Below are 24499 nucleotides of genomic sequence, written 5' to 3' on the forward strand. Positions count from 1 at the left end.
ATCCTGGATTGCCTGCTGGATGCCTGGCTGCCAGCGCCGACGGCCGCGAGTGGCCGAGGGCGCGGTGCTCCGCGGCGTTCTGAGCATGTGGCGTGTGGGACCCGGCATCAGCCCGACTGATGCCGGTCTACACCCGGCAGCTAAAGCTGGCGCCGAAAGCCCGAGCGCGTCATCGGTCGCGGAGCTTTACGACTGCACAGTGTGGCGAGCTGGTCCATGATCGACTGAGTGGTATATTTCGGGCATGGCATTCGAGACCCGGCGCAGTGTGGCGCGGGTGTTGCCTGTTCTTGTGGTCATGGTCCTGGCGCTGTACGGCGTCTCGCAGGGCCTGGCCGTTTCTGGTGTCGCCGGATCCGCCCGCAGCTCCGTGGCCTCGGCCACGCATCACGCCGTAGCGTCGACTGCTACCGCGCCTGCGGACGTTGAGCTGGACCGTTGCACCGCAACCTGTTCTGCTGCCGAGCCCGGCGTTGCCGACCGCTCACTGCCTCTGTCCGACCAGTTCGCCGCGGCTGCCCGCAGTTCCCGCGCCCCGCCGTTCGTCGTCGCCTGACCGCCGCCCGCGCCCCGCGCCGCGGCGGTCGCAGCACGTCGTCCGGGCCCCCGCGACGGCGATCGACGAGGCGGATGGACTGCTGTTGTGAACGTGGTTGCGGAAATGCTGCTGACCGAACCCACGCCGCTGGTGATCTGGGGAAGCCTGCTCGTCATGACGGTGCCGGCTGTGTTGTTGCTGGGCAGCCCTCATGTCCTGCGCGAGCCGGGGCGCGCCTTGCGGGACCTGTTCGCCGCGTTGCACCGGGCACGGCCGGCGCGTTCCTCATCACGGTCGCAGAAGGCCTTGGACGCCGTCAGGTTCGCGGCGGAGGTGCAGGTCGCGGCCGACCGGGCGGCCGTCGCCGCCGGCCAGTGGCGGCAGCGGTGGGAGCAGGCCGAGGAGCAGCAGGCCGCGGACTGGCAGGCGTGGCTCGATGCCGACGCGCGGCTGCGCGACAGCCTGGCCGCGGCCGCGTTCCGGTCACCGTGGCCGACGGGGACCTGCGCGGAGTACGCGGCTCGGGAGCGTTTCCTGCACCGGGTGGTAGCGGCCGCGGTGGAGCGGGGCGACCTGCCCGCCGCGGCGATGGTCGATGCCCTGGCCGGCCGCCAGGGCTGGGACGCTCGCCTGCACCCGGTCGAGCAGCAGCTGGTCATCAACCGCGCCGCCGCGGCCTATCGGCGCCGCCGCTACGAGCTGTCCGCCCAAGCCGAACAGGACGCCTGGCGTTACGCCGGCTCAGCCGTCCAGGCTGCTGACACCCTCCGGCGTACGGCTCGAGAAGCCGCCACCCGCGCCGCCGCCCGACGTCCGCTGCTGTCCACCGGAGCCACCGGCCGCCGCCGCCGCACCCGGCTGGTCCCCGGACCAGCCATGGCCGCTGTCCGGCAGACCCAGTGGCTGGTTCTGACAATGCGTTGACATACGGTGCCGTGACTGAGACGCGTCTGGCGCCGCAGGCCAGCCATGCCTGCGGTCGGCTCGGTTTCCCGCCTGCGGCGCTGGCTGTGGCTGGTGCTGCTGTACAGCAGCTGCTGGATGAGTTGTCGGGCCTACGGCCGATACTGGACTTCCTCGGGTACGTCACGCGCGGAGGGCGTCGAAGCCGCCGGCGGGCGGACCGTGGCCGTGGCCGCGGCCGTGCAGGACGGTGTCTTCTCACTACCGGGCGGATCGTTCCGGGGCGGTGATGCGGCGTGGGTCGACCTTGCGGGCATAGTCGACGGCGGCGCCGTAGTCACTGAGCTTGCGGCGATGTTGATCCGGCAGACCGCGATTTCAGTGTTGTTGAAATGAACAACGTCGGCGCGTGGAGCTAGGCGGAGGTCCCATCCTCAGAATGGCAGTGGTGCGCCTCGACGCTGCAGAGCACGGCCCGCCGCGACAACTGTGAGCAGCCACGAGAGCGTGCTTGATGGCCGGCTCGCGGCGCAGCTCCCACCACTCGTGTGGGTCGATTTCCGGGCTCACGGCTGACGCCGGACAGGCCGGTACGGCGCCAGCCGTCGGCTTCATGCAGCGGGATCGGTTCGGCGAAAAGGTAGGTCAGCATGGGAAAGGTGCTGGTCGTGACCAGCGTGGCGTGACGATGCCGGTAGGCCTCTTTATACAGACCCCATTGGCGCCCGGGACCACGGCGCTCGTAGTTGTCCGAGCAGAGCAAAACCGGCTCCCCGCCGACGTGCTGCACGGTGCCGGCGGCCCACGCCGCCGGGATCTGCCGGTCGTTCTGTCGGGCGAGGACCACGGTCCACACCTTGCCGGGGATCTCCTCAAACCTGTGCTCGGCGTCAGCCCACATCCGGCTCCGCAGGTGGACGTCGTCCCGGATCTGGCCGAGCACCTGCTCGTAGCGCTCATCACCGAGGGACAGGTTGAGCACCTCGTAGCGCGCCGTCGTCATCGCGGCTCTGCGCCGCGCTCGTCCAGACCCAGCCGATCGGCCACATCCGGATCGATGACGATGCCGGGGATCTGCTCGGTGAGACGCAGCACGGCGGCGCGCAGGTCCTCGGCGGGCCCGCCGAGGGCCGCCACGGCTGCCTCGTCGGCTGCGCCGACCATGTCAGGGGTGACGCCCTGATCAATGAGCGGCTGTGCCTCGCCCGGCAGGAACCCGCTGTTCGCCCACGCTGCTGCATCGTCGACGCCGACACCCGCGAGGAGCCACTGCAGCGCGAGGTCGGGCGTGTTCAGCTGCCCGGCCTGGGCATAGCGGTCGGCGTAAACGACCCAACCGGCCGGCGGGATGCCGCAGGCAATCAGCGGTACGGCGGTGCTGGGACCGATGCCGACCGCGACCCACGCGGCTGCCCGCTCCGCAGGCACGGGCAAGTCCATGAATTCTCGGATCATCCGCAGGAATGGCCCAGCGGGAACATCCGGCCGGTAGGCGCCGAGCCGGCGCAGCTCTGCCCGGAACCTGTCGCCATAGGCGCGCAGTTCACTGACCGTGCCCATCATGCCTGCTCACGTGAGGCCCGGCGCGCGGCCCGTCCCTCCATGACAAGCTCGCGGATGAGCTGAGCGCGGCTGATCCCGGCCTCGCGGGACTCGGTCTCAAGCAACGTGATCAGCCACTCCGGCAGGCGTACCGGCACGGCGCGTCCGATCGGCGGCTGGCCGGGTCCACTGCGCTCGGCTGCTGCGTCGTCAATCAGCCGCCTCGTCTCCGAGTGCGTGCGGCGCTCCTCGTCGAGTCGCGCCCAAAGCTCCAACGTGTGGTTAGGCAGGCTGTGAATAGCCGTGGCGGCGACATCCCGCCCGCGCTTGGTGAACAGGTGGTAGCCGTTGGTGTAGTGACGGTCCGGGGCGTCGTCGGACACCCCCGGTGCGGTGCCGGGAGTCGCGCCGCGCCGCAAATCACCGAACTGGTCCAAGGCCGCGCAGAGCTCGGCGACCGTGGACGCCGCAATAACGGTGCTGATCGCGTCGGCGTGGGCGGTGGCAGCGGCTGCGCCAATCATGTCGACCTCCCGATAAGCGGTATCGCTTAACCCGACAATAAGCGATACCGCTTATTGTCGCAAGGAGTGTGGTGAACGCCGGCTGCGGCCGCTCGCCGCATCTGGCGGTTCCTTCGGGCATCGCTGGGGCGCGACCGCGCGACTCAAAGCGGGCGAGGCGACCCGACCCGCCATGATCACAACCTGCAGGCGACGAGGCGCTCGCGAAGCCGCCGCTCGCGTCGGGGGATGGCTTACGCCGAGCGCTGTCCGGTGAACCGGCTCGGGCACAACTTCAGGTAGCTCATATCCGCCTTCTTCGACAGTCGGACGTCGTATCCCCAGCCGGCCCAGTGCCAGGTGTTGCAGGGACCGCACAGCGGGGCGCGGACGTAGCCGTGGGTGCGTTCACGCTCAGGTGACTGTCGGCTTGGCAGGTGCGCGTTCACCGGTGTAGCGGTCCCAGGTTCCGCCGGCGTGACCACGTTGCCGGGTAGTGTGCCCTGGTGGAAACCGAGGGCGTCGGCGATGACCGGGGCAGGTGCTTGCAGGACGAGCCGACGCAGGGCGGAGACGCGGACTTCGACGAGTGGGCCCGCACGATCCACTCCCGACACGCTGGTCAGAGGATAGAGCTGTAGCGCGATTCCGCCGACGGCGGCGTGTTCACGGACCGCTCGGCGGTACCCGGATCTGTGCGCCGCATGCCGGGAACCCCAAGTCGACCTCGTGCACCCGCAGGGTGCCGGTGGCATGCTGCTCGCGCAAGTATGTGGCCCATTCCGCGTCGGTCGCCGTCAAAACGCATGTTGCCGCGGGCTGGTCCTGCCTGGACGGTCGTCGCAGCGACTGAACGAATCATGATCGTGGCGTACTCAGAACTCCGTATGCCCACGGTCATGAGTCGCTTGGAGCGGCAGCCGGCCGGGCAGCAATGGTGATGGGGATGCTGGGGGAGGTGCCCGGGCGCCGTTCCCACGTTAGGGCTCGTCGGCTCGGGGTCGCAGCAGGCGTCTCCGGGCACCCGCCCAGCATCCCCATCGGTCACACCGTCTGCGCGGGCTTGGTGGTAGAGAACATCCGGTCCTCGTCATAGAGGTCGCCGGTGGTCAGGCAGTGATGGAGGCCGGACAGCAGCCGGGCGGACAGCCGGCGTAGGGCGCCGGCGTAGGTGTCGCCGCGGTCGCGGCGGTGGTCGTAGAGCGTACGGGCGCCGGGAGAGCGGGTGAGGGCGGAGAACGCCCACCGGTGGCAGGCCAGTTTGAGGGCGCGGTTGCAGATCCAGCGGTGGGTGACCTGGGTGACGCTGCCACTGGCCCAGGTCCTAGGGGCCACGCCGGCGTAGGCGCGCAGGCCACGGGCTGACCTGAAGCGGGTGGGGTCGTCGCCGATCTCGGCCAGCAGTCGGGCGCCGGTCAGCGGCCCGCATCCGGGAAACGATTGGTAGATCTGCGCATGCGGGTGGGCCCGGAACAGGTTCGTGAGCTCGGTCGTGAGGTGCTCGGTGGTATCGCAGGCATGGTTCATCTGCGCCAGCACAGCGCGGACCTCAACGGCGGTGGCCTGCTCGACCGCCGAAGGCAGTCGCAGGACCGGAGCGCTGAACAGGTCCCACAGCCGCAACGATTCTTGCTCGAGCAGGCGCAGCCGGACCCCGGTCAGGATCTTCTCCCACTGATACGCCGTAATCTTCTGCGCGCTGGCCGCGGTCGGCCCGGCCTGAAGAACGGCACGGGCTTCGGCCCGGCACAGGTTGTGGTCGCGCCCCTCCCACGCACGGACCGCCGCCGGATGCGCCTGCACGAGCCGGGCCCGTAGCTGGGCCTGCAACTGCTCCCGCAGACGCTGAGCCCGGCGCTGCGCGTGAGCCAGCACCGTGATCGCGGACGCTTGGGCGCTCACGGCCGGCAAGGCCTGCAGGCGCCCCCACCGGTCACGCAGCATCTGCGCGAGCAGCTCGGCGTCTGACCGATCGGACTTACGGCCCCGCGACACTTGATGCCGGCGGGCAGCGACGTCATTCGGCGAGATCATAAACACCGGCTGCCGCCTGGCCACCAGCGTGTGCACGAGCAGAGACCGGTTGGCCTCGATCGACACCGGCACCTGCCGGCGGCCGTGGCTGTGGCCGACACGCAGCCCGTCCAGGGTGTGGAACAGCTCTCGCACGCCGTCAGGGGTGGCGGCGATCCGGGTCCGCGCGACCACGGCGCCGTGCCGGTCGACGACCGCGACATCGTTGAGCTGATCAGCCCAATCGATACCACAGAAATAGCGGGGCTCAGGCGACATGCGAATGTGTTCCTCTCACCGGACGACGGAAAGCACCGTGAGAGCGAACGGGTCCACACGACCCGAGCACCACCAACAGTGCCATGGCGCGCCAACGTGTCCACACGCACCTGAAGCAAGATGCGCAGGCACATCCCACCAGCGGTGGGAAGCGGAACCGGTCCACGACGAGTAGCGAGTCGCGGCCTGGGTTCAACGCTGGAGCAACCCCGCGTCCGCGGGGAACAAGAACAACTTGAGGCGGAACCATACGCGATCGATCGAGCCGCGACCAACGCCCGGGGACGATGGCCCCCGCGCGCGAGATGTCCGGCGGGATTGGCCGGAGGTTCGCTCCGCGTGCACCGGGCTCAGGATGCCGGTCCCATCCCATGGCCACCGGGCTACACCGGCCAACCGCGGTAACCGAACGTTGAAACGATGGGAGTCTGACTATGACCGGTCACATGCAAGCCGCTGTCATCACCAAGCCCAACGCCACCTCGGAATTGCAGAACCGGCCCATTCCCGAGCCCGCCCCGGGACAGGCTCTGGTGCGCGTGCACGCGTGCGGCATCTGCGGCACCGACCTCTGGATGGCTCAGAACAAGCTGTCGTACCGCCCATGTTTCCCCTGGTGCTCGGCCACGAGGGCGTCGGCGAGGTGGTCGCCGTCGGCGCCGGCGTCACCACCCGCGCGGTGAGCGACCGGGTCGGCATGCCCATGGTCCACAAGGGCTGCGGCCGCTGCGACTTCTGCCGCGAGGAGCACCCCAAGAGCTTCGTGACCGCCGCCAACTGCGCGAGCCCGAGCCCTGACCGGTGTCACCGTGGACGGCGCAAACGCCGACTACGCCGTGGTCGACGCCACCGGCACCGTCCGCTACCCGACGGCCTCTCGTACGAAGACGCGGCGCCCACGATGTGCGCCGGCTTCACGGTGTGGAGCGGCTCAAGCTCAAGCGCGACACCGTCTCAAAGTACGAGTTCACACACAGGGCCTGGCGCATCACCGATCCTGCGACCAGCATCGACGTTCGCAAACTCGGCAGTGAGCTGGCAGACGAGCCGGCGCGGACCTAGAACACATCGGCTACACATCGTCACCTCGTCGTCCCGGATGACATCCGGATCTGCCGAGAAGAGTGCACCGCTTCGCGTCGCTGGTCACGACTGCAAATAGTTTAACGCTCGAGAGACATCGCCAGTTAGCCTAAGGCCAGCACGGGCCCGATCTCCGCATGACCGCCTGACGAATCCGGCTCCGAGCGGATAATAGCCATCTAGAATCGACTACTTCAAGTTCGATGCGCAAGATGCCGAAGATTGATAAGCCACTGTTACGGGCTTCGCCGAGCCGGCCGCCACGTCCGGCGCGGAATGGGCCGCGAGGGGCATGCTAACGACCACCTGCCCCTAGTTCCTCACCTTGATAGTCAGAGATGCATTGCGTAGGACTATGTTGGCGAGAAGTCAAAGCTTGACCAGATAGCCTGACCCTGTTAGATCCGAGCGGGCGAAATTGGTATTATCAGGTATTCCATGCGCGGGGCTTGTAGGCTTAAGATGACCGTGGGCAACAAATCAATGGAGACCGCGAATGAATCCCGTTCAGCGCTATTGGATGACTGAGTCAAAGAAGATCAACCTCGACTTTGAGGGCTTCCGCAAGGCGGCCACCGATTCCGATGTAAAAGGTGGAGGCAACGAGAGCATCGTCGCAAACTTACTTAGTAAGAATTTTGCGACTCGCCAGGTGGTTGTCAGTACTCAGGTGATAGACGCTTACGACAAGCAATCGGACGAGGTTGACGTCGTTATCTGTAATAGATACCAGCCCTTCAATCCGGGTTCAACTCAGCCCCTGCTAATCGCTGAGGGTGTTGACGCGGTGATTCAAGTGAAAGCCTGGCTAGACAAAGGCGAGATTAAAAGGGCCTTCAGTAATGCCGCAACGGTGAAGCAGCTTGTGAGGACGTTCGCCAAACATGACTCGGCAGTCGGGGCGGCGGACGGCGACTTTGAGCATTTTATTAATAGGATTCCCTACTTCTGCTTCGCCTTCGCGACGAGCACTTCCGACGAAACGCTGCTTAGTCATATAATGGAAGAAGCTACTAATTGTTCCGCGGAGCTGCAACCCGACGGATTCTTTATCTTAGAGAAAAGTATGTTTCTGAACATGCGAGACAATAGCACAAGCCTTCTCCTTAATGGCGTTTCCGGAGGCTGGGCTCATAGCGCTTCGGCTGACCACACTTTGCCGCTGATGCTGCGATATCTATACAGGATCACTCCCGAGATCAACCGAGTTCAGCATCCGGTGCTCTTCTATCCAGTCACTCCAGACCTTCTCTAGCCGAGATATCAGGCACACTGTTCTGCCGCGATTCGCTCGCCACGGATCGTAAGGGCCAGTTCACCGGCTCGGCTCGCGGACATGCCGACGAGTGGACTCTGCATCGTCGGCGGAGCGGCCGCCGGGACCTGGCATGATCACTGGGATGAGCGACTGGGGGCGATTCCTCAACGAGGTCTCGTGGTTCGTTGAACCTGGGCAGACTGTCACGTTGGGTGATCCGCAATCGTGGAGCCGTCCATCGGTTGCGGCCCTGCCGGTGGTGTCCGGGTTGCTCCGTTCGGCGACCATGACGCCGGTTTCGGTCGGAGGCGAGGCCTACGAGTCGCTGGCGTGGGGGCCGCCGGCCGATGGGAAGGAGATGGCTCTGTTTCCCGCCCCTTGACGGGCACGGGGACGCCGTCGCAGGGATCCATAAGCTCTTCTGGCAGATCTGCGGCGGGATCGTAGAGACGTTCGGTGCCCCGACCACTTGGTGGAGCAATCAGAATGAAGTACTCACCACTGACGCCCAAGGTGTACAGGTGGCGGATGCTCTTACCGACTATGCGTGGATTTGGGAGGACGTGCCGCCCAGCAGCAAGCTCGTCCGGCGCGTAGCCGCAGGGGACGAGTGGCCCGAAGAAAGTTGGGGATAGTGACTACTGATCGGCGGTCAAGTGTCAACCTCGGCCCTGACCGGGGCATGTGGCACCCGCGAACCTGGAAAGACGTGGTGGACGCTGCGGCCGGCGGCTTGCTCGATGAGTCCCCTTGGGTTGACCTGAAGAAGCTCCTCAAACCCGGTAAACCTGGCAACAACGACCTCGCAGTTGACGCCGCCGCCATGGCGCTCGATGGCGGGATGTTGCTCTACGGCGTCGAGGATCACGACAGCCACGCGGGCAAGGTTGTCGGTGTTGAGCTGGCCGGTCTGGCCGACCGGGTTGATCAGGTCGTCCGCAGCAAAATCCATCCACCACTGATGGTTCGCTCGGTCGAGATCGAGGACCCGGCGCGGCCGGGCTGGGGCTGCCTGCTTGTCATCGTGCCGCCAAGTCCGCAGGCACCGCACATGGTGGACAACGTCTACTACGGCCGCAGCGACCGCGGCAACAGGAAACTGTCCGACCAGGACGTGCGAATGGAACTGGCGCGACGGGCACAGCACCACTCCGACGTGTCCGATCAGCTTCGCCTGCTACGTGACGAAGATGCCGCACCGCACGAGCAAGGCCATCTCTACGTGATTGTGCAGCCGCTGGCCGCGCGGGAAGACCTCATCGCGGACTTCCTGACTGGGGGCGACGCCCAACGAGCGATCCTGCGCTATTCCGAGCAAATCTCCCGCGGGCTCGGTTACAGCTGGTCGCCCGGTCTCAACGATGCGTCGAGGCCGCAGCGGCGGGCGGACGGCTTGGCCTTCACCTCGTCTTACGACCATGAGATCAAAGAACAGAGCTTCGTAGAGGTAGTCGTGCGCGAGGACGGTGGGGTAGCGCTTACCTGTGGCCGTGGTACGGACAGCCTGCGCAAGCCCTCGTACGACAACAACGGCTACCGCGTGACCTTCCCGCCGTTGTTGCTCGGTCTGACCCACAGCGTTCTAGCCCTGGTTGCCCGGCTCGCCGTAGACGTCAGCGGCTATCAGGGTCAATGGAGCGTGGGCGTATTGCTCGACGGCATGAAGGGCGCCACCGCCCACCGGGGCAACGCAGGTTTTCATGATGGGACGCCGTACAGCCGGGCGGAGTACGAACAGCAGACCGTGACGAGCACGGCCGAGCTGGCGGACGACGTGCCGGCGGTTGTGCAACGGCTGCTGGGGAAGCTCATGCGTGGACTGCGAGTAGATGGGCTGCATCTGCCTTATTCACCAGAAAAACTACGATAGGTCAGCAAGACAGCGTCTGCGTAAGGCCTTTATCTGTCCGGAATGCCGCGCGATCGGCCATACAGTCGGTCCATGAGCGCTCCAGAACACGGCCGGGCGGACTCCTCAATGCCCGGCACGGGCTACCTGCCCTTGGAGATGCGAGTCAGTTGAACGAGTTCTTCGTTCGACATATTGGGGCGGCCTAGAAATTCACGGGGTAGGGACGTGGACTCTGCGGCCACCGCAAGGGCTCCGCTCGCTAACTGCTCAGCGGTGGGGTCTTTGCGAGCGTCGGCGACCCGGGCTGACGCCAGCAGGAACCGGTAGGTCACGTTCCGCATGATTCCCTGGGCCTGAACAGCGGCTTCGACGGAGCGTAGAAGCTGGGCGACTTCGTCGACTCGAGTCTGATCGCCGCCGGCCAGGATGACTTCTGCAAGTCGAAGCTCAACGACACCGGATGTTCCGGACGCACCGATGGGGCTGGCCACGCAGAGACGTAGTGTCTCCCGTAGCGCTTGTTCCGCCTCCGCGAGCTGGCCCTCCTGGGCAAGGCTGACCCCCAACTGCTCCGAGGCAGCCTTTGCCTCCGTGCCGACCTGGTCCGCCTCAATTACTCGGCGCAACAGAACTCTGCCTGCCTGCCGAACTTCCGGATCTTGGGAGTCGAGAAGATGAGTCGCTTGAATCCGAATGTACTGAACGCGACCGTCGACCCGCGTGCGCTTCAACCTCGCCTCGAACTCGGCTGCGGTAACGACATCCCAGGACGAAGATCGATACCAGTCGTCTCTACCTGACTGCGCCACCAAGAAATCATGTCGTACCGTCCCTGCTGCCGCGGCATACCCGTCTGACTTCGCAGTGGTCCCGGCTCGCCGACACCAAGACAACCGGAAGGCTTCCGGATTGGCCGCCGATAAGGCGCGGATGGATCGGCCTGCGACGCCGGTAGCTGGTGGTTGGCGCGCATACAGGGCCATCGGGCACCGTTATCCACAACTCTGTCCACAGGGTTCCGTCGGCCTACACCTCGTCGGGTGCAGTCATGGCCGAATAGCTCATGCGGCTCAAGGACGACAAAGAAGCAAACGCGGCTCACGTCGACTTGGTGTACGGGGTCTGATCATCGAGTCTGTCCGCCGTAACGGCTGATCGACACGGCTCGAACCTGGCTGCGGGGTGGTGCGGTGACAAATGAGCCGAGACCGTGGCAGCAGCCCCGCCCGCAGCCGGTGCCCTTGCCGGGCGGGGGTGAAGAAGAGCAACACGGTCGCGGTCATCGCTCTCGGTGCTATCGCCTTGTCGGTGCTGGTGTGCGGTGGCGTGTTCGTCGGTCAGGTCGTCACCGGCGGTCCCGAGCCGACAGCCACCACCGCAGCACCGCGTAACCTCGCTGCCCCGCCGACCGCGGAAGCCACCCCACCGACGACCGAACCGGTCCCGGACGCTGTTGCGACCACTGCCGAACCGCCGGCGACACCCAGCGCGACCCCGAGCTCGAGACCGGCGCCGACCACAGCCAAGCCGACGGTGAAGCCAAGGACGAAGAAGCCCAAGCCGCGGCCGACCACAACGACACCACAACCGCGCCCGACGACCAAAGCACCGACATCGGTGTACTACAAGAACTGCACAGCCGTACGGAAGGCGGGCGCTGACCCGATCTACCGCGGCGATCCCGGCTACGGGCGGCACCTCGACCGTGACGGCGACGGGGTCGGCTGCGAGTAGGAACGCGCTGCCGGGATCGGGTGCCCGGCAGGCTGGGTGAGTAATGACCTTCAGTGACTCATGGCTGCCGGCCCGCCGGGCTACCCGTCCCCCGTCAACGGTGCAAGGTGCGCTGGTCAGGGGCAAGGTGGCGGGGCGAACTACAGTCTTGTTCTTCGCGGGTCTTTGTCCGGTTACTGCCATCGACCGTCCCGATACCCGAGTTGCTTGCGTCGTACATGCGTTCTAGCTTGCGGTATGGCGGAGCGGGTCGAGCACCACTTCAACAGGCGCTACCACGCTGCCCGGCGCGACATCTACCTACTCCGCACCGAGACCGGCTGGCAGGTTGTCGGCCGTGTCGGCGGCTCCGGCGGCCGAGAAGTCACCCATTACTTCGACGACGAGGACGACGCCCGCGCGATGATCCAGCGGATGCGCTCCACAGCACCGGCGGGTGAAGACAACTGGGCGCTGATGCCGACGCGACCGGCTCGATGACCGGCATGGGCCGGGCGACCGTCACATCGATCACGCTCGCCGCACCAGACCGTAGACCAGTCGAGCGCTGACCGTGTGTTGCCGCTAGCTCAGGACAGCCATGGAAGAGGGCGCGTGGGCGGGACGGACCTTGTCGGGCTCGGTCCCAGCCCACGGCTGGTGTCTCAGGTCTTCTTCTGGCGGCCGACGGGGATGTCGAATCCCTGTTCGCGTAGCTGGTTCGCCCAGTTGCCGATGGTGCCGATCGACTTGTCGTACTTCTCGGCGAGGGCTTTGAACGAGCCGGCGGCGGTGAGATCGGCAAGGAACTGCTCACCGCTGGGCCTCTCGCCGCGGCGCCCCGGTGCTGCCGGCGCCGGCGTCGCGGTCACCGAAGCCCTCGCTGCCTTGGCGGCGCGCCGGCCGGTCGCCTGCGCGGACCGGCCGCGCTTGGGCCGTGGGGTTGGCGCCGGTTCGGCCACTGGCCCAGGCTGTAGCTCGACGGCGGCCTGTGGTTCAGCCGCGGCCACAGGTTCGAGGGCGGGCGCCGGTGGCGCTGAAGTCGCCACGTCCGGGACGGCCGGTTCGTGCTGGGCGGCACCGTCGGTGACGCTATCCGGGGAGTCGGTTGCCTCCGGCTCGTCCGCGGCCAGCGTTCCTGGTACGGCCGGCTCGTCTACGGCCAGGGCAACGCTGTCGGCGTCCGCGAGCGCCGCCGACAACCAGGCCATGACGCGTTGTTGCGCACTCGGCTCGAGCGGGGACAGCAGCTCGTAGGCGACCTGCATCGCCTGGAGTTCTCGGAAAGCCATACCTTCTCCACCTTCAAAAATTTGCGGCCGGGGAAACGGCGGCATCGTAGAAGCCGCGCGCGAGAAGCATGGAACGCGGATGACCAGCGCGATCACGCCTCGCATGGATGATCACATATACCGCCGAGCGGGCGCCTACCTGGGCGCACCACCCGCGGCATGCGGGCGAACCGGCAGGCGTGCACTCGATCGCCTACCTGCCTTATCGCGACTGGGCGCCACGCAACGACGAAGCAGCGCATGCACCCGGCAGCACCGTACCGTCGAAAGCGGCCACATCATCTGCGCGCGGCTATAGCGGCCAGTGGCCGGTGCCCGCACACTGACCGGCATGGCGCAGACGAGCCCCCACCTGCCTAGACGAATAGTGCCAACGGTGGATGTCGGCCGCGGGCGGTGCAATCCGCGACGCCGACGGCAGTCGGCGCAACAACGACCCGCAATGACCGGGGGAACGAGGCCAGCCTTCCTAGATGAAGCCGCTACGTCCGGCCGTTGATCGGATCGGTGATGGCCGGGTGATGGCCTTGTGGCTACCGGCTCAGGTGTTCGTTCAGCATCTTCCAGACGCCGTTGCGTTTGGTCACGACATTTGTGCCTCGTCCTTGGCCTGAGGTCGGTTTGCCGTCAACGGTGCCGTTCCAGCGGAAGCGGTACCGGCACACTGCGAGATCATCGGCGATAGCGATCCATTCGAGCTCTTCGAGTTGGTACACCTCGTCAAAGATCGTGGCGAAGGTACGCTCGACTGCGGCTTTGATCGCGTCGATGCCGTGGTAGGAGCCCTCGGTAAACCAGTAGGTCGCGCCGTCGGCGATCAGCGGTGCCAGTTCGTCGAAGTCGTGACGGTTGGTCGTTCGCTCGTACTGGTACATGAATGCGGTGAGCTCGGCGTGTGGGTCCGCCACGTATCGGATCCTCTCTTGTAGCCGGGCAGGTGGCTGGACTGCGTGGTGTGAGCCGCCGTTAGCGATCATGGCTGGTGTCGGCGGGAACAAGGCGGCCGTCCCCACCGCGCTCGCCGATGCCTGACCGTGGTGCCGCCACATCGAACACGTGCGAACACCCGGCCCTCGGTCCGGCTCGCTGCCGGCAGGGCACGCAGCTGCGGCGCCCTAGTTTAGGCGCGCTTTGGCGAGTGGTCCCAGGTCGTCGCTCTGCCGCTTGCATACAGCCTCGATCACGGCGTCCACCTGCTGGCTGGCAAGAATGACAGCCACAGGTCCGCCCCAAGGCAAGGGCAATGCAAAACCCCGGCGGCGTGCCCTCGCAGGCAGAGGCGGACCGGGGTCTTCGCAGTAACTATAGCGTGCCTTGACGACGAGAGGGAGACCGGGCGCGAAGCCCAACCGGCCTAACTGGCCAACGACGCGCTTGCTGATCGGGTTCACCGCACAGGCGGCGCATGTCGACGATGTCGTGGCTCAGTCATTCATGACGTTCTGGCTGTTCGGCCGACGGTTGATCATCGATGGGCGCGGGTCGGTCTCGGCGTCCCTTCAGGAGTTGATCCACCCCTTCGCCGGCGGCTGGCCTCCGTCGGGTGGCCGACGCACCTTCGGCGCATGGTCCGCCTGGTCACCGGGCGCGGCGGCGACACCATCACAGATGGCCGCCCCTGGTCGCCCGTTGGTGGGCAAGGGCCTCTCCTGCGCCGCACGGAAAGAGGCCGAGACTCGGCGGAAGTCGGTCTCAGGGGTTGTCGACGAGTTGCTGTGCCCGGCGAAGATTGCGCAGGCGGGCTTCGTACTGCGGGTCGTCGGTGTCGGTCAGTTCCACAATCGTGCGGTAGGAGTCGAGCGCCGCCGCGAGATCTGCCGACCCTGGATCGACCTCGTCCCGAGTTACCAGCATCGGGCCCAGCAGCAGGTGCGCCCGCCTGACGATGTCGCGGTCGTCCGGCGCCACGGAGATCGCCTGTCGGGTCAGGTCAATGGCGGTATTCAAGTCCTTGAGCGCACCGTGGGACTCGTCGAACTCATAGCGCGCGTCCAGCGCGGCGGCGAGGTCGAGCAGCCGCGTCGGATAGTTCGGCACGTCGGGGCCGGCCAGGTCGATCAGGCGGCGGAAGGCGTGCACGAACGTCTCCGCCAGCCCCCGGCTGGGGGTACGCCGCCATGCGGCTCGGACAGCGGAGGCGTGGCCCTGCATCGCACGCAGCAGCGCCGTGCCGAGGTCGGTGGCCGGCCCGCGACTCAAGATCTCCTGACGAGTCTGGGGTGTGGCAGTGCGGGGGTCGATCACATAGCCGAGCACTTGCAGTGCGCCGCAGGCGTGGAGTTCCTCGACCGGGTGGCCGAGGCCCATCGCCCGGATTCTGTGCACCAACGCGACGTCGTTGATGACGCTCGCAGCCAGAGCGCCGGGCCCCGCCTCCGCAGCGCGCACTATCTGATCCAGGACATCGGATACGTCAGCCAGGACGGCATCGGTCAGCATCGCACCGGCGTCCTCATACTGAACAGCACGATGTATCTGTTCACGCAGCCGCTTGACCGCCGACGACACCTTCTCTGAGTCGCGTCTGCGCGCACGCCGCCAAGCCACCATCCATCCCGTCCTACCGGAACGTCCCCCCACTGTCGACCCCGCCCGCCAGAGGCTTCCTGCCACCAGGTCTCGGTGTCGTGTCACGCACCGCGCCAACCCGCCAGGACTTCGAGGGCACCAGCATCACCGAGTCGCTGCCGGATCCTGCAGCCCCGAGGCCGATCCGAAAGCGGATCGGGCCCTATGGCGTCCCGGACGCCGATCATCGGCAGCCACGCGTACACGGCGCCCCCCAGTTGGCGCCGAGCAGGAGGAACTCGGTGCTGTGGATAGCGGCCGCGGCGGTGGCTGCCCGATGTGCGCCTGATTGAGCGCAGCGCGAGGCCCGCCGGGGATCAGGAAAGAGGACGTCGGCACCGCGAACCTCAGCCGCGGCCGTAGCCCGGAGATCCTCCTATGGATTTCAAGCGGCTAGTGCAAGATTGTTTGCTGTGATGATCTGGTGGAGTTCGCGGGCGACGTAGCGTTTGAGGCAGCGGATGATTTCTTTCTTGGACATGCCTTCTTTGGTGCGGCGTTGCATGTAGTCGCGGGTGCGGGGGTCCCAGCGCAGGCGGCAGAGCACGACGTGGTAGAGCGCGGCGTTGGCCTGCCGGTCGCCGCCGCGGTTGAGGCGGTGCCGGGTGGTCTTGCCGGAGCTGGCGGGGATCGGGGCGACGCGGCAGAGCATGGCGAACGCCGCCTCGGAGGCGAGCCGGTCGTGATTCTCGCCGGCGCTGACCAGCAGCTGCCCGGCCGTGTCAGCGCCGACGCCGTGGGCGGCCAGCAGGCGGGGGTTGATCGCGGCGACGAGAGGTTCGAGCAGTTCGTCGAGGTCGGCGATTTCGGTGGACAGTTGCTGGTGGCGACGGGCCAGACTGCGCAGGGCGAGCTTGACTGCGGTGGCCGGGGTGGCCGTGTCGGTGCGGTCTGGTCGCAGGTTCGCGCAGGTGGAGATCAGCTTCGTGGCGCTCAGGCCGCGTAGTGGAGCGCGTAATTGGTCGGGGGCGGTGACGATCAGGGTCTTCATCTGGCGTTGTGCGTCGGCGCGCTGCTCGACCGCGCTGCGCCGGGCCACACGTAGGTTGCGTAACGCTTCGACGCGGCCGTCACGCTGCTTGGGGATGCCGGTGCGTTGCCCGGCTAGGGCGGCCCGGGCGGCCTGGGTGGCGTCGATCGGGTCGGACTTGCCCTGGAAGCGGCGGGTCTTGCGGTCCGGCCGGTCGACCTCGATCACGTCGACGTGCTCGTCGCGTAACACGTGGGCGAGTCCTGCACCGTAGGCGCCGGTGCCCTCGACCCCGACCCGGCTCAGCCGGCCATGCCCGCGCATCCAGGCCAGCAGGGCGGTGTAGCCCGAGGCCGTGGCGGGAAACTGCTCGGTACCTAACACCCGCCCGACCAGGTCGATCACCGCTGCGGTGTGGGTATCCAGGTGAGTGTCGACGCCGCCGAAGACCTCGATCGCGGCGTCGTCGGGTGTAATAGCAAGCATGTCGTCCTGTCGTTCGTAACTGGGTGCAGGGCGGCACGCACTAGCCGGGCAACGCGGACAAGACAGAGATGGGGCCTCTGGCCAGGCTCCTATGAAGTCACAACGCCACGTCCAGTGAGTGCACGAGCACCTCCCGACCGGAGCCGACAAATCTCGTTGAGGACCCGAAGTCAGTCAGTTGGTGGGTCAGACCCCGGCTGGAGGTGCTCACCAACATCATCTCTGTCAGTCGGCGCGTCCAGGCGGTCCTGAGCCGATGTTGGGTCGGGGCCGTTCGACCTGGCCGATCAATTGCTGGCGGTACGGCTCCAGGGCGTCCCGCAATGCGAGCTGACACAGCTGGTCCAGGGTGGTGCCGCGCAGATCGGCGAGATCTGTTTCCCTCGGGTCCGTGTTCATGGCGTCACCAGGTCAAGGGGATGGTGACGCCACAGGGGATGGGCGGGTGGGTGGGCGTCGTCGGTGAGGCTCCGCCGGTCAGTGATGGTCATCGGGATGCGCTCCGATTCGGTGGTTGGTGCGACGGGCGCGCGCCGGCATTCAGGGGCTCGCCGGTGGTGGCCGTGTTGTGGTGCCAGGGGTGCAGGATCCCGGCGGGGATCAGTTGTATGGGCGGGCCGGTGTGGTGGTAGCACGGCATCGACCAGCGCCGCATCGGGGATGTGCGCGGTTGCCGGGTCCAGCGGTTCCAGCAGATCAGCCAGCGCGTACAGCGCGTTGTCGCCTGCCTCGGTCTGCGGGCGTGCCGCCTCGGTGGTCTCCCGCAGCGTCAGCCACCAACCACCGTCGCGGGGCAAACCGCCTTGCGCCGCCGCGGCGCGTGATGGCGCGCTCATCGCCGTGCCTCGTGCTGGTCGGCCGTGAGGATGGCATTGAGGTGCTGCCGCCAGAAGGACAGTCGCTGCTCGGCGTTGCCGGGACCGGGTATGCGCTGTTCGCAGCCTTGCCGGGGGTGGCTGATCTCGATGGCGGTCAAGTCTTCGGCGATATCGACCAGGTCCGTGCCCAGGAAGCTGAACTGTTCCCGGTGGCGGTACAGCATCCGCACGGCGGTGCGGGCCATCCCGCAACCGGCGAACAGGCGTGCCTGCGCGAGCAGGACGATCAACTGGGGCAGGCGATCCGAACCGGCCCGGTCGCGTACCGCTGCCGCCATCTGCCGGTGGGCGTCGGCGCATTGACCGTCGGCGTGTAACGCCAGGGCGAGGCTGTGCCGGGTGCTCATGGACCTCTCACCGCTGGCCTCGACGGCGTGCAGCCGGGCGGCGCAGACGGTGACCGCGTCGACGGTCAGTCCTTGGCTGCTGAGCACCTGCTGATAGCAGCTGCTGATCATGATGGCGTCGGGGTCGGTGGGTACGCGCAGCTGGTTCACTGCCTGGTACGCCCACCGCGCCCACAGCAGCCGAGTTTCGTCGTCGTGGTGCTCGTCGCTGGCGTACGCGATCGCGGCCAGGGCGAGGTCGAGATCGGCGGGGGTGGTGATCGGGTCGAGCGGGGCGAACAGAGCACTCAGCTCCGCGCGTCGGCGGTGCGGATCGAATGTCGGGAAGGGCATAGGGATTCCTTCGCGAGGGCAGCTCGGGGCCGTTTCTCCCGCCAGGTGAAAGCGGCCCCGTGCTGGAGTCATCGGCGTGTACTGCGGCACGAGCCGCAGCTGTGGACGCAGTGATGCCGGCGGCATCACCGCACCGTGGGGCCGAGGTGCTGGTTATCGGCGTCGGGCGACGGCTGCCCAGCACAGGGCCTGCTCGGCGGTGGCGCCGCCGGGTTCGGGCTGCACGTCGGGCCGCCAGTCGACGACGGAGACGATGCCCGGCTCGAGCAGGTCCAGGTCCAGCTCGGTGATCAGGGCAGCGATGTCGGCCTGGCTGCGGGCCCGGGTGGTGCCGTGCGCAGCGACATTGCCCAGTTCTTTCTCCAGCGCTGCGCGCTTCTTTGGGGGCAGGGGGTCGAGGGTGCCGTGGCTGAGCGCCAAAACGCTGCCCGGTGCCAACGCCTGGAGCAGGGTGCGCAGGGCTGCGCGTACGGCGGTGTCGTCGGGGAGGAAATGCAGGACGGCGATGCACGTCAGAGCCACCGGCTGGTCGAGGTCCAGGGTGGCGCGCAGCGCCGGATCGGTCAGGATGCGGTCGGGGTCGAGCAGGTCGGCCTCGATGTACGCGGTCTTGCCTTGCGGGCTGCTGGTGAGTAAAGCGCGGGCATGCACCATGACATGCGGGTCGTTGTCGACGTAGACGATGGAGGAAGCAGGGGCAACAGACTGGGCGACCTCGTGGGTGTTGTTGGCGGTGGGCAGGCCCGGACCGATGTCGAGGAACTGGGTGATCGCGTACTCGGTGGCGAGCACCCGCACGACCCGCTGCAGGAACGAGCGGTTTTGCCGGGCTGCGGTAGTGATGTGGGGGTTGACCCTGAGCAGCTTTTCGGCGGACTCCCGGTCGGCGGCGAAGTTGTCTTTGCCGCCAAGGAGATAGTTGTAGCGGCGGGCCGGGTGCGCTCTGCTGGTGTCGATCCCGCCGTTCCCGGGGGTGCTGTCGCTCATGTCAGTGTCGTCCTGGTCGCTGGTGTGTGGAGGCGCGCGATGCCGGCGGCATCAGTGCGGTGGTCAGATCGGGGGGCAGGTCACTGCGGTGAGCTGTCGGGTCCTGATGGAAGCCGCGATGCCGCGGCGCGCGGACGCAGGCCGATTGACGTCGCAGGCGAACCCGGGCGGGGGTCATGACAGCTCGCCTTCGCACTGGCCGCCATCCCGGCGGGGGTTCATTTCGACGGTCAGGCGTGCCAGTACGGCGCGGCGTTGCCCGGGTGGGGCGGCTGGGGCGTGGTCGATCAGCGCATCGAGGCGTACCGCACACAGGTCGTGGTGTTCTTCGATCCCGGGCAGGTAGTCGGTGACCAGCAGCCGGTACAGCGGTTTGCCGGGCTGGTAGGCGGCGGGCAGCCCAGCTCGGACGAGGGCCGCGTCGCTGTCACGTCGGCAGGCGGTCAGCATCGCCAGGTAGACGACCGTGCACCTGATCATCAGGTCGAATTGCAGGCTGTGGTCGTTGCGGGCGTGGGTGAGGGCGTCCCCGATCTCGCGGATGGCTTGCCCGCATCGGCCGACCGCGTGCAGGTCGGCAGCCAGGGCGATCCGGTCCTCGATGTCAGCGGGATCGGCCGGCTGCCCGCGCAGGCCGCGTAGTTCCTGCCAGATTCCGATGGCCTGTTGCCGATGACCCTCGCCGCGCAGCATTTCAGCGTAGGTGCGGGTGGCCGCCACGACCCGGTCGTATCCGGCATGGTGGAGCTGCCGGGCGGCTCGATAGGCGTAGCGCGCCCACGGTAGCCACAACTGGCCGTAGGTGCGGTCTTCACCGACGAACCCCAGGGCAGCATCGATCAACTCGACCGCGGGTGCCGCCGTAGCGGGATCGAGGCGGCTCAGCCGGGCCAGCCTCGCCTCGGCGTTGGAGTCGGGGTTGCGGTCAGATGCCATCGAACTCACTGGTCTCCAGCAGGAATGGCGGGGTACGGGATCCGTTTGCGGCCCGGGTGGCGCAGCCGGTGCGGGCATGGGGGGGGTGGGTGGATCGTGTCGGGCCGGGCGGTGCACCACAGTGGGCGCGGGGCAGCGGTCTGGGTGCACCGCCCGGGTGCGGGGTCGCAACGGTCGGGACCCCGCAGCTGGGCCGTCCGGGCAGGCGGGTGAGAGTCGCTGGCCCGGGCGGCTTCCCGCTATTGGGTGGAGTCTGGTTTGGGGTGGCCGGCGGGTCGCCACATGCGGTAGAGCGGGGTGCCATCGGAGACGGCGAGGGTGGGTGGGTTCATGTCGGTGTAGCCGTGGCGGTGGTAGAGCCGCCGGTTTTGTTTGCTGGTGGCCTCGAGGTAGGCGGGGATGCCGTCGCGGTCGAGCTGCTGGTGGGTGGAGCGCATCAGCCGGCTGCCGAGGCCTTGGCCCCACCGGCTCGGGTGTACGGCGAGGAACAGCAGGTGCCAGTGCGGGTCGCGCGGGTGATGGGCGTCCATCTGCGCGTCGAGGTGCTGGAACCGGGGCAGGTAGTCGCCGGCAAGCTCGGCCAGCCGCGCGCCGTAGTCGTCGGGTTCGCTGGGTTCGCGGGTGCGGTCGAACCACACGGCGGCGGCCGTGTTGTCCTCGGTGACGACGACCTGCCCGGCGCCGCCGATGGCGTGGGCGATGTAGAGCCGGTACCACGCGCGGGACACGGCGTGGCGGCGCTGGTCGTCGGGGACAAGGAAGCGGATCACGTCGAGGTGCAGGAACGCGTCGGCGACGATGTCGGCGACCAGGTCGATGTCTGGCTCGGTGGCGGTGCGCAGGGCGGGGGCGGTGGTAGGGCTGGTGCTGCTCATCGCGGTGACTCCGTTCAGAGGATGGTGGACAGGCCGGAGGCGCTGGCGGTGGCGCTGCGGGTGCCTCGCCCAATGCCCTGGTAGACCGCCGGGCGGGTGTGTTTGAGGATCAGCCCGTACACGGTGCCGCCGGCGAAGATGGCCAGCAGGACGATCGGCACCCACCGGGCGGGGCCGGTGCCGGGGTCGACGTTGAACAGGGTGTGCAGGTTGGTGACGGCCAGGTAGGCCAGGTACAGCAGGATGACCGTGGACAGCAACGGGGCGAGCAGCCGCTGCCACAGGCCTTCGCCGCGCGCGTCGCGGGCGAAGAACGCGATGACGGCGATGCTGGTCAGGGTGTACAGCATGAGGACGGCGAACCCGCCGGTGGTGGAGCCGAGGTAGAACAGCTGGACCAGCGGATCCCACCCGGCCACCGCGTACACCGCCAGCACGGCCGCGGCGAACCCGCTCAGCACCAGCGACGCGACCCGGGGGGCGCCTTTGAGGGTCGTGCGGCCGAACACCCGGGGCAGGACCCCCTCGCGGCCCAGCGCGAACCCGTACCGGGTGGCGGCGTTCTGGAACGCGATCATGGCGGCGACCAGCCCGGTCCCCAGAAATACCCGTCCGACGATGACCGCGATCTGCCCGAGCGTGCCGGCGGCCTGGTTGAAGAACAGGTCACCGCCCTGTTTGGTGGCCTGATCAATGATGGTCGGGCCGCCGGCCGAGATCTGCACCAGCGACGCGTACACATACACCGCGGCGATGATGGACACGGTGGCGTAGGTGGCGACCCGGATCGTGCGTCGCGGGTTCTTCGACTCCTCGATGTAGACCACCGATTGTTCGACCCCGGCGAACGCGGTCATGCCGAGCACGACCAGGACCCCGGCGCTGGGTCCCCACAGGTTGTCCAGCGACAACGCGCCGAGGTTGAAGGTGAATCCGGCGGTGAACATGATGGCCAGGCTGTAGACCAGCACCAGGATCGTTTCGGTGACGACCAGCACCACCAGGACTTTCTCCGACAGGCTGACCTCGTTCGCGCCGAGCACGGCCGCCAAGATCAAGGCGGCGAAGGAGAGGACCCACCAGGGGACGCTCAGGCCGATCCAGTCCGACACCAGGGGTTCCATCAGTGCGCCGAAGCCGCCGAAGCAGCACATCAGGAAGCAGGTGTAGGCGGCCAGGGCGAACCACGAGGTGCCGACCCCGAACGGCCGGCCGATACCTTGGGAGACGTAGGCGTAGAACGCTCCGGCGTTGGGGATGTGCCGGGCCATCGCCAGATAGCCGACCACGAAGAGCAGCAGGATCGCGGCGACGGCGATGACGGCGATCGGGAAGCCGAGCAGGCCGGTGACCGCGATCGCGGTGCTGACCACCAGCGTGACCACGGTTAGCGGCGCCACCGACGAGGCGATGGCGGCGCCGATCGCGAACGGGCCGAGCCGGTTCGCGGCGAGGGCATGCGAGACGCTGCCCGGCGCGGTGAGAGGGGGTGACGCGGACACGTAGGTGTTCCTCCAGCCAGAAGACACGGGATGGGTGGGGCTTGCGCACGAAGGGATGAGCGAGGGGAGCCAGTCAGCGCATGGCGGCCTCGCCGACAGCGACGTCCACGGCGCGCAGCAGCTCCCGCGTCGGCGCGTCCAAGCGGCGTTTGAGCGCGTCCGACAGGTACGAGCGGTCGTCCGGATTCAGGGTGGCGAAAGCGTGGTGATGTAGGCCGGTGGCCAGGATCAACCCGGCCAGGCACAGCTGCGACCTTTCGAGCCGGTGCCGGTGCTGCAACGCGGTGGTGATCTTGTTAGCTGGGTTCGCTGCGGCCACCGAATCGGCCGGCAGGTAGGCCACCTCGGGACGGCGCAGCCAACGGGGGATTTGTCTGAGCCGGACCAGCCCAGCCCGCGACAGCCGCTCGATGACGCCTTTCTCAGCGCGCTGCTCGTCGGACAGATACTTCAGCCACATCTGGAGGTCGTGGCCAGACCTGCTGTGCCGGGCCGCCTCCTGCCCCGGCCGCGGACCCCACGCGTCGACGGCCCGTTGTGCACCGGACGTACCAGGCGGTGGCAGACCCAGACCGTAACCGCTCTGCGCGGGCCAGTCGTGAAACGCCTGTTCCGACGCCGCCGGCATCGATGCCCTCCGTGCAGACGGTCGCACTGCCGCGACCGTGCCGGCCTCTTCGGCTTCCATCCGGGCCAATACCGGGCGCAGCGCCACGTCGTCAGTCTCGGCAACCGTCCGGAACAGCTCGCCCTGACGCAGCTCGAGAAGCTTGCCGTAGACGAGTTCGGCCAGCAGGCCGGCGGCCAGCCCGCGTCCCAGCGCTAGGTCGCTGACCTGCGGCCTACCGTTGACGCTGTCGTGCGCCGCAAGCCACAGGTCGTCGGTGAGCCTGGCCGGCTCCGCTGACAGCATGACGATTCCTTCCATACCTTGAATTAGTCTGGAAACACGATTCGCTTCGGCAAGTCCGACGGCGCTGCGGCAGGTCGTCACAGCACACTGGCGCGCAGCGACGGTGTAGCTGCTGGATGCCGGGCAACTGCTGGCGGACCGGCGGAGATCGGGTGAGGGCAATGTGACGTCGTGATCGGGGCACCGCACCCGGGGCACCACTGTTGCGTCCGTTTGACGAACCTGAAGCCGGCAAGGAAGCCCACGAGTGGTCCGACGCAGATTGCGATTCCTGCTAGCAGTGCCATCGTTGTCCTCCTATGCGCCCTATCGCAGCGATGGCTTATTGAGGGTCAGCTGCTACCTGCTCGATCATCATCGCTAGCCGTCGTTGCCGGAAGTCTGCTTCGTCGTGGACAATGGGAATGTCGGCGATGTAGGCGTTAAAGGCGTGAAACCGTTCCCGTACTGGCTTCTACAGGTTCTGCGGAAGGATGTCCGAGAAGTGCGAATCTTGGTACTTGGCGGATCATGGTTCGTGGGACGCGTGGTCGTAGAAGATGCCGTAGGCCGGGGCCATGAAGTCACTGTGTTTAACCGGGGCCGGTCGCCAGCTGTCCTGCCCGAGCAAGTCCATCGCGTGACTGGTGACCGCGATCGGGCGGAGGACCTCAGGTCGCTCGCCCGGCAGGGTCCGTGGGACGCGGCCATTGACGTGTCTGGGAGTGTCCCGGCTGCGGTTTTGCGGG

General features: G+C 67.3%; 24 protein-coding genes and 2 pseudogenes. 9 read left to right on the forward strand and 17 right to left on the reverse strand.

Annotated elements, in window-relative coordinates:
* The first annotated feature begins 244 nt into the window (after nucleotides 1-244).
* The 3 genes from KXC43_RS45250 to KXC43_RS45260 all read left to right on the forward strand — a co-directional run bounded on the left by KXC43_RS45250 (nucleotide 245) and on the right by KXC43_RS45260 (nucleotide 1837).
* Complete coding sequence (locus KXC43_RS45250; protein WP_221382477.1) at nucleotides 245-556, forward strand: hypothetical protein; 312 nt, start codon at nucleotides 245-247, stop codon at nucleotides 554-556.
* Between the two features lie 105 nt (nucleotides 557-661).
* Entirely contained in the window at nucleotides 662-1462 is an 801-nt protein-coding gene (locus tag KXC43_RS45255) for a hypothetical protein (RefSeq protein WP_221382478.1), read from the forward strand.
* Nucleotides 1463-1507: 45 nt separating this feature from the next.
* Nucleotides 1508-1837: a hypothetical protein gene (locus KXC43_RS45260; protein WP_221382479.1), complete on the forward strand. Its 330-nt coding sequence runs from the start codon at nucleotides 1508-1510 to the stop codon at nucleotides 1835-1837.
* A gap of 19 nt (nucleotides 1838-1856) precedes the next feature.
* On the opposite strand, the gene KXC43_RS45265 is transcribed toward KXC43_RS45260, so the two are convergent.
* The 4 genes from KXC43_RS45265 to KXC43_RS45280 form a co-directional block, all read right to left on the reverse strand.
* Nucleotides 1857-2444: a hypothetical protein gene (locus tag KXC43_RS45265; RefSeq protein ID WP_221382480.1), complete on the reverse strand. Its 588-nt coding sequence runs from the start codon at nucleotides 2442-2444 to the stop codon at nucleotides 1857-1859.
* The gene (locus KXC43_RS45270) at nucleotides 2441-3004 is read right to left on the reverse strand and encodes a hypothetical protein (protein WP_221382481.1); all 564 of its coding nucleotides are present in this window, start codon (nucleotides 3002-3004) and stop codon (nucleotides 2441-2443) included. The genes KXC43_RS45265 and KXC43_RS45270 overlap by 4 nt, the downstream gene beginning before the upstream one ends.
* Nucleotides 3001-3507 carry a hypothetical protein gene (locus tag KXC43_RS45275; RefSeq protein ID WP_221382482.1) on the reverse strand — a complete coding sequence of 169 codons (507 nt, stop codon included), beginning with the start codon at nucleotides 3505-3507 and terminating at the stop codon, nucleotides 3001-3003. The genes KXC43_RS45270 and KXC43_RS45275 overlap by 4 nt, the downstream gene beginning before the upstream one ends.
* 1023 nt (nucleotides 3508-4530) lie before the next feature.
* On the reverse strand, nucleotides 4531-5778 hold the full coding sequence (locus tag KXC43_RS45280) for an IS110 family transposase (RefSeq protein WP_221382483.1): 1248 nt from the start codon (nucleotides 5776-5778) through the stop codon (nucleotides 4531-4533).
* 575 nt (nucleotides 5779-6353) lie between these two features.
* On the opposite strand from KXC43_RS45280, the pseudogene KXC43_RS53405 reads away from it, so the two are divergent.
* From KXC43_RS53405 to KXC43_RS45295, 3 genes and pseudogenes are all read left to right on the forward strand, one after another.
* A pseudogene (locus KXC43_RS53405) lies at nucleotides 6354-6940 on the forward strand (alcohol dehydrogenase catalytic domain-containing protein).
* A 417-nt stretch (nucleotides 6941-7357) separates the two neighbouring features.
* Nucleotides 7358-8116 carry a DUF6602 domain-containing protein gene (locus KXC43_RS45290; protein ID WP_221382485.1) on the forward strand — a complete coding sequence of 253 codons (759 nt, stop codon included), beginning with the start codon at nucleotides 7358-7360 and terminating at the stop codon, nucleotides 8114-8116.
* Between the two features lie 712 nt (nucleotides 8117-8828).
* Complete coding sequence (locus tag KXC43_RS45295; RefSeq protein WP_221382486.1) at nucleotides 8829-9989, forward strand: AlbA family DNA-binding domain-containing protein; 1161 nt, start codon at nucleotides 8829-8831, stop codon at nucleotides 9987-9989.
* Between the two features lie 122 nt (nucleotides 9990-10111).
* On the opposite strand, the gene KXC43_RS45300 is transcribed toward KXC43_RS45295, so the two are convergent.
* The gene (locus KXC43_RS45300; protein WP_221382487.1) at nucleotides 10112-10780 is read right to left on the reverse strand and encodes a hypothetical protein; all 669 of its coding nucleotides are present in this window, start codon (nucleotides 10778-10780) and stop codon (nucleotides 10112-10114) included.
* An 808-nt stretch (nucleotides 10781-11588) separates the two neighbouring features.
* Between KXC43_RS45300 and KXC43_RS53065 the strand changes: the two genes are divergently transcribed.
* Complete coding sequence (locus tag KXC43_RS53065) at nucleotides 11589-11705, forward strand: excalibur calcium-binding domain-containing protein (RefSeq protein WP_308129553.1); 117 nt, start codon at nucleotides 11589-11591, stop codon at nucleotides 11703-11705.
* Between the two features lie 237 nt (nucleotides 11706-11942).
* On the forward strand, nucleotides 11943-12185 hold the full coding sequence (locus KXC43_RS45310; RefSeq protein ID WP_221382489.1) for a hypothetical protein: 243 nt from the start codon (nucleotides 11943-11945) through the stop codon (nucleotides 12183-12185).
* A 164-nt stretch (nucleotides 12186-12349) separates the two neighbouring features.
* Here KXC43_RS45310 and KXC43_RS45315 read toward each other — a convergent pair whose 3' ends face one another.
* The 12 genes from KXC43_RS45315 to KXC43_RS45370 all read right to left on the reverse strand — a co-directional run bounded on the left by KXC43_RS45315 (nucleotide 12350) and on the right by KXC43_RS45370 (nucleotide 23852).
* Nucleotides 12350-13072 (reverse strand): hypothetical protein, encoded by a 723-nt coding sequence (locus KXC43_RS45315; protein WP_438870954.1) that lies wholly within the window; start codon nucleotides 13070-13072, stop codon nucleotides 12350-12352.
* Nucleotides 13073-13509: 437 nt separating this feature from the next.
* Nucleotides 13510-13884 (reverse strand): YybH family protein, encoded by a 375-nt coding sequence (locus tag KXC43_RS45320; protein WP_308129554.1) that lies wholly within the window; start codon nucleotides 13882-13884, stop codon nucleotides 13510-13512.
* 784 nt (nucleotides 13885-14668) lie between these two features.
* Nucleotides 14669-15484: a hypothetical protein gene (locus tag KXC43_RS45325; protein WP_221382490.1), complete on the reverse strand. Its 816-nt coding sequence runs from the start codon at nucleotides 15482-15484 to the stop codon at nucleotides 14669-14671.
* A 445-nt stretch (nucleotides 15485-15929) separates the two neighbouring features.
* Entirely contained in the window at nucleotides 15930-17000 is a 1071-nt protein-coding gene (locus KXC43_RS45330; protein ID WP_221382491.1) for an IS110 family RNA-guided transposase, read from the reverse strand.
* Between the two features lie 225 nt (nucleotides 17001-17225).
* On the reverse strand, nucleotides 17226-17399 hold the full coding sequence (locus KXC43_RS45335; RefSeq protein ID WP_221382492.1) for a hypothetical protein: 174 nt from the start codon (nucleotides 17397-17399) through the stop codon (nucleotides 17226-17228).
* Nucleotides 17396-17836: a hypothetical protein gene (locus KXC43_RS45340; RefSeq protein WP_221382493.1), complete on the reverse strand. Its 441-nt coding sequence runs from the start codon at nucleotides 17834-17836 to the stop codon at nucleotides 17396-17398. The genes KXC43_RS45335 and KXC43_RS45340 overlap by 4 nt, the downstream gene beginning before the upstream one ends.
* Entirely contained in the window at nucleotides 17833-18558 is a 726-nt protein-coding gene (locus KXC43_RS45345) for a hypothetical protein (protein ID WP_221382494.1), read from the reverse strand. The genes KXC43_RS45340 and KXC43_RS45345 overlap by 4 nt, the downstream gene beginning before the upstream one ends.
* Before the next feature lie 153 nt (nucleotides 18559-18711).
* Entirely contained in the window at nucleotides 18712-19545 is an 834-nt protein-coding gene (locus KXC43_RS45350) for an SAM-dependent methyltransferase (protein ID WP_221382495.1), read from the reverse strand.
* A gap of 174 nt (nucleotides 19546-19719) precedes the next feature.
* Nucleotides 19720-20481, reverse strand: coding sequence for a hypothetical protein (locus KXC43_RS45355; RefSeq protein ID WP_221382496.1), 762 nt, complete (start codon nucleotides 20479-20481; stop codon nucleotides 19720-19722).
* A gap of 239 nt (nucleotides 20482-20720) precedes the next feature.
* On the reverse strand, nucleotides 20721-21356 hold the full coding sequence (locus KXC43_RS45360) for a GNAT family N-acetyltransferase (RefSeq protein WP_221382497.1): 636 nt from the start codon (nucleotides 21354-21356) through the stop codon (nucleotides 20721-20723).
* A gap of 14 nt (nucleotides 21357-21370) precedes the next feature.
* Nucleotides 21371-22858: an APC family permease gene (locus tag KXC43_RS45365; protein WP_308129555.1), complete on the reverse strand. Its 1488-nt coding sequence runs from the start codon at nucleotides 22856-22858 to the stop codon at nucleotides 21371-21373.
* Between the two features lie 73 nt (nucleotides 22859-22931).
* Entirely contained in the window at nucleotides 22932-23852 is a 921-nt protein-coding gene (locus KXC43_RS45370; protein WP_221382498.1) for a GPP34 family phosphoprotein, read from the reverse strand.
* A gap of 403 nt (nucleotides 23853-24255) precedes the next feature.
* Here KXC43_RS45370 and KXC43_RS53410 point away from each other — a divergent pair.
* A pseudogene (locus KXC43_RS53410) lies at nucleotides 24256-24498 on the forward strand (NAD-dependent epimerase/dehydratase family protein); the annotation flags it as partial.
* Nucleotide 24499 lies beyond the last annotated feature (1 nt).

Source organism: Paractinoplanes polyasparticus (assembly GCF_019710575.1).
GTDB classification, from domain to species: domain Bacteria; phylum Actinomycetota; class Actinomycetes; order Mycobacteriales; family Micromonosporaceae; genus Actinoplanes; species Actinoplanes polyasparticus.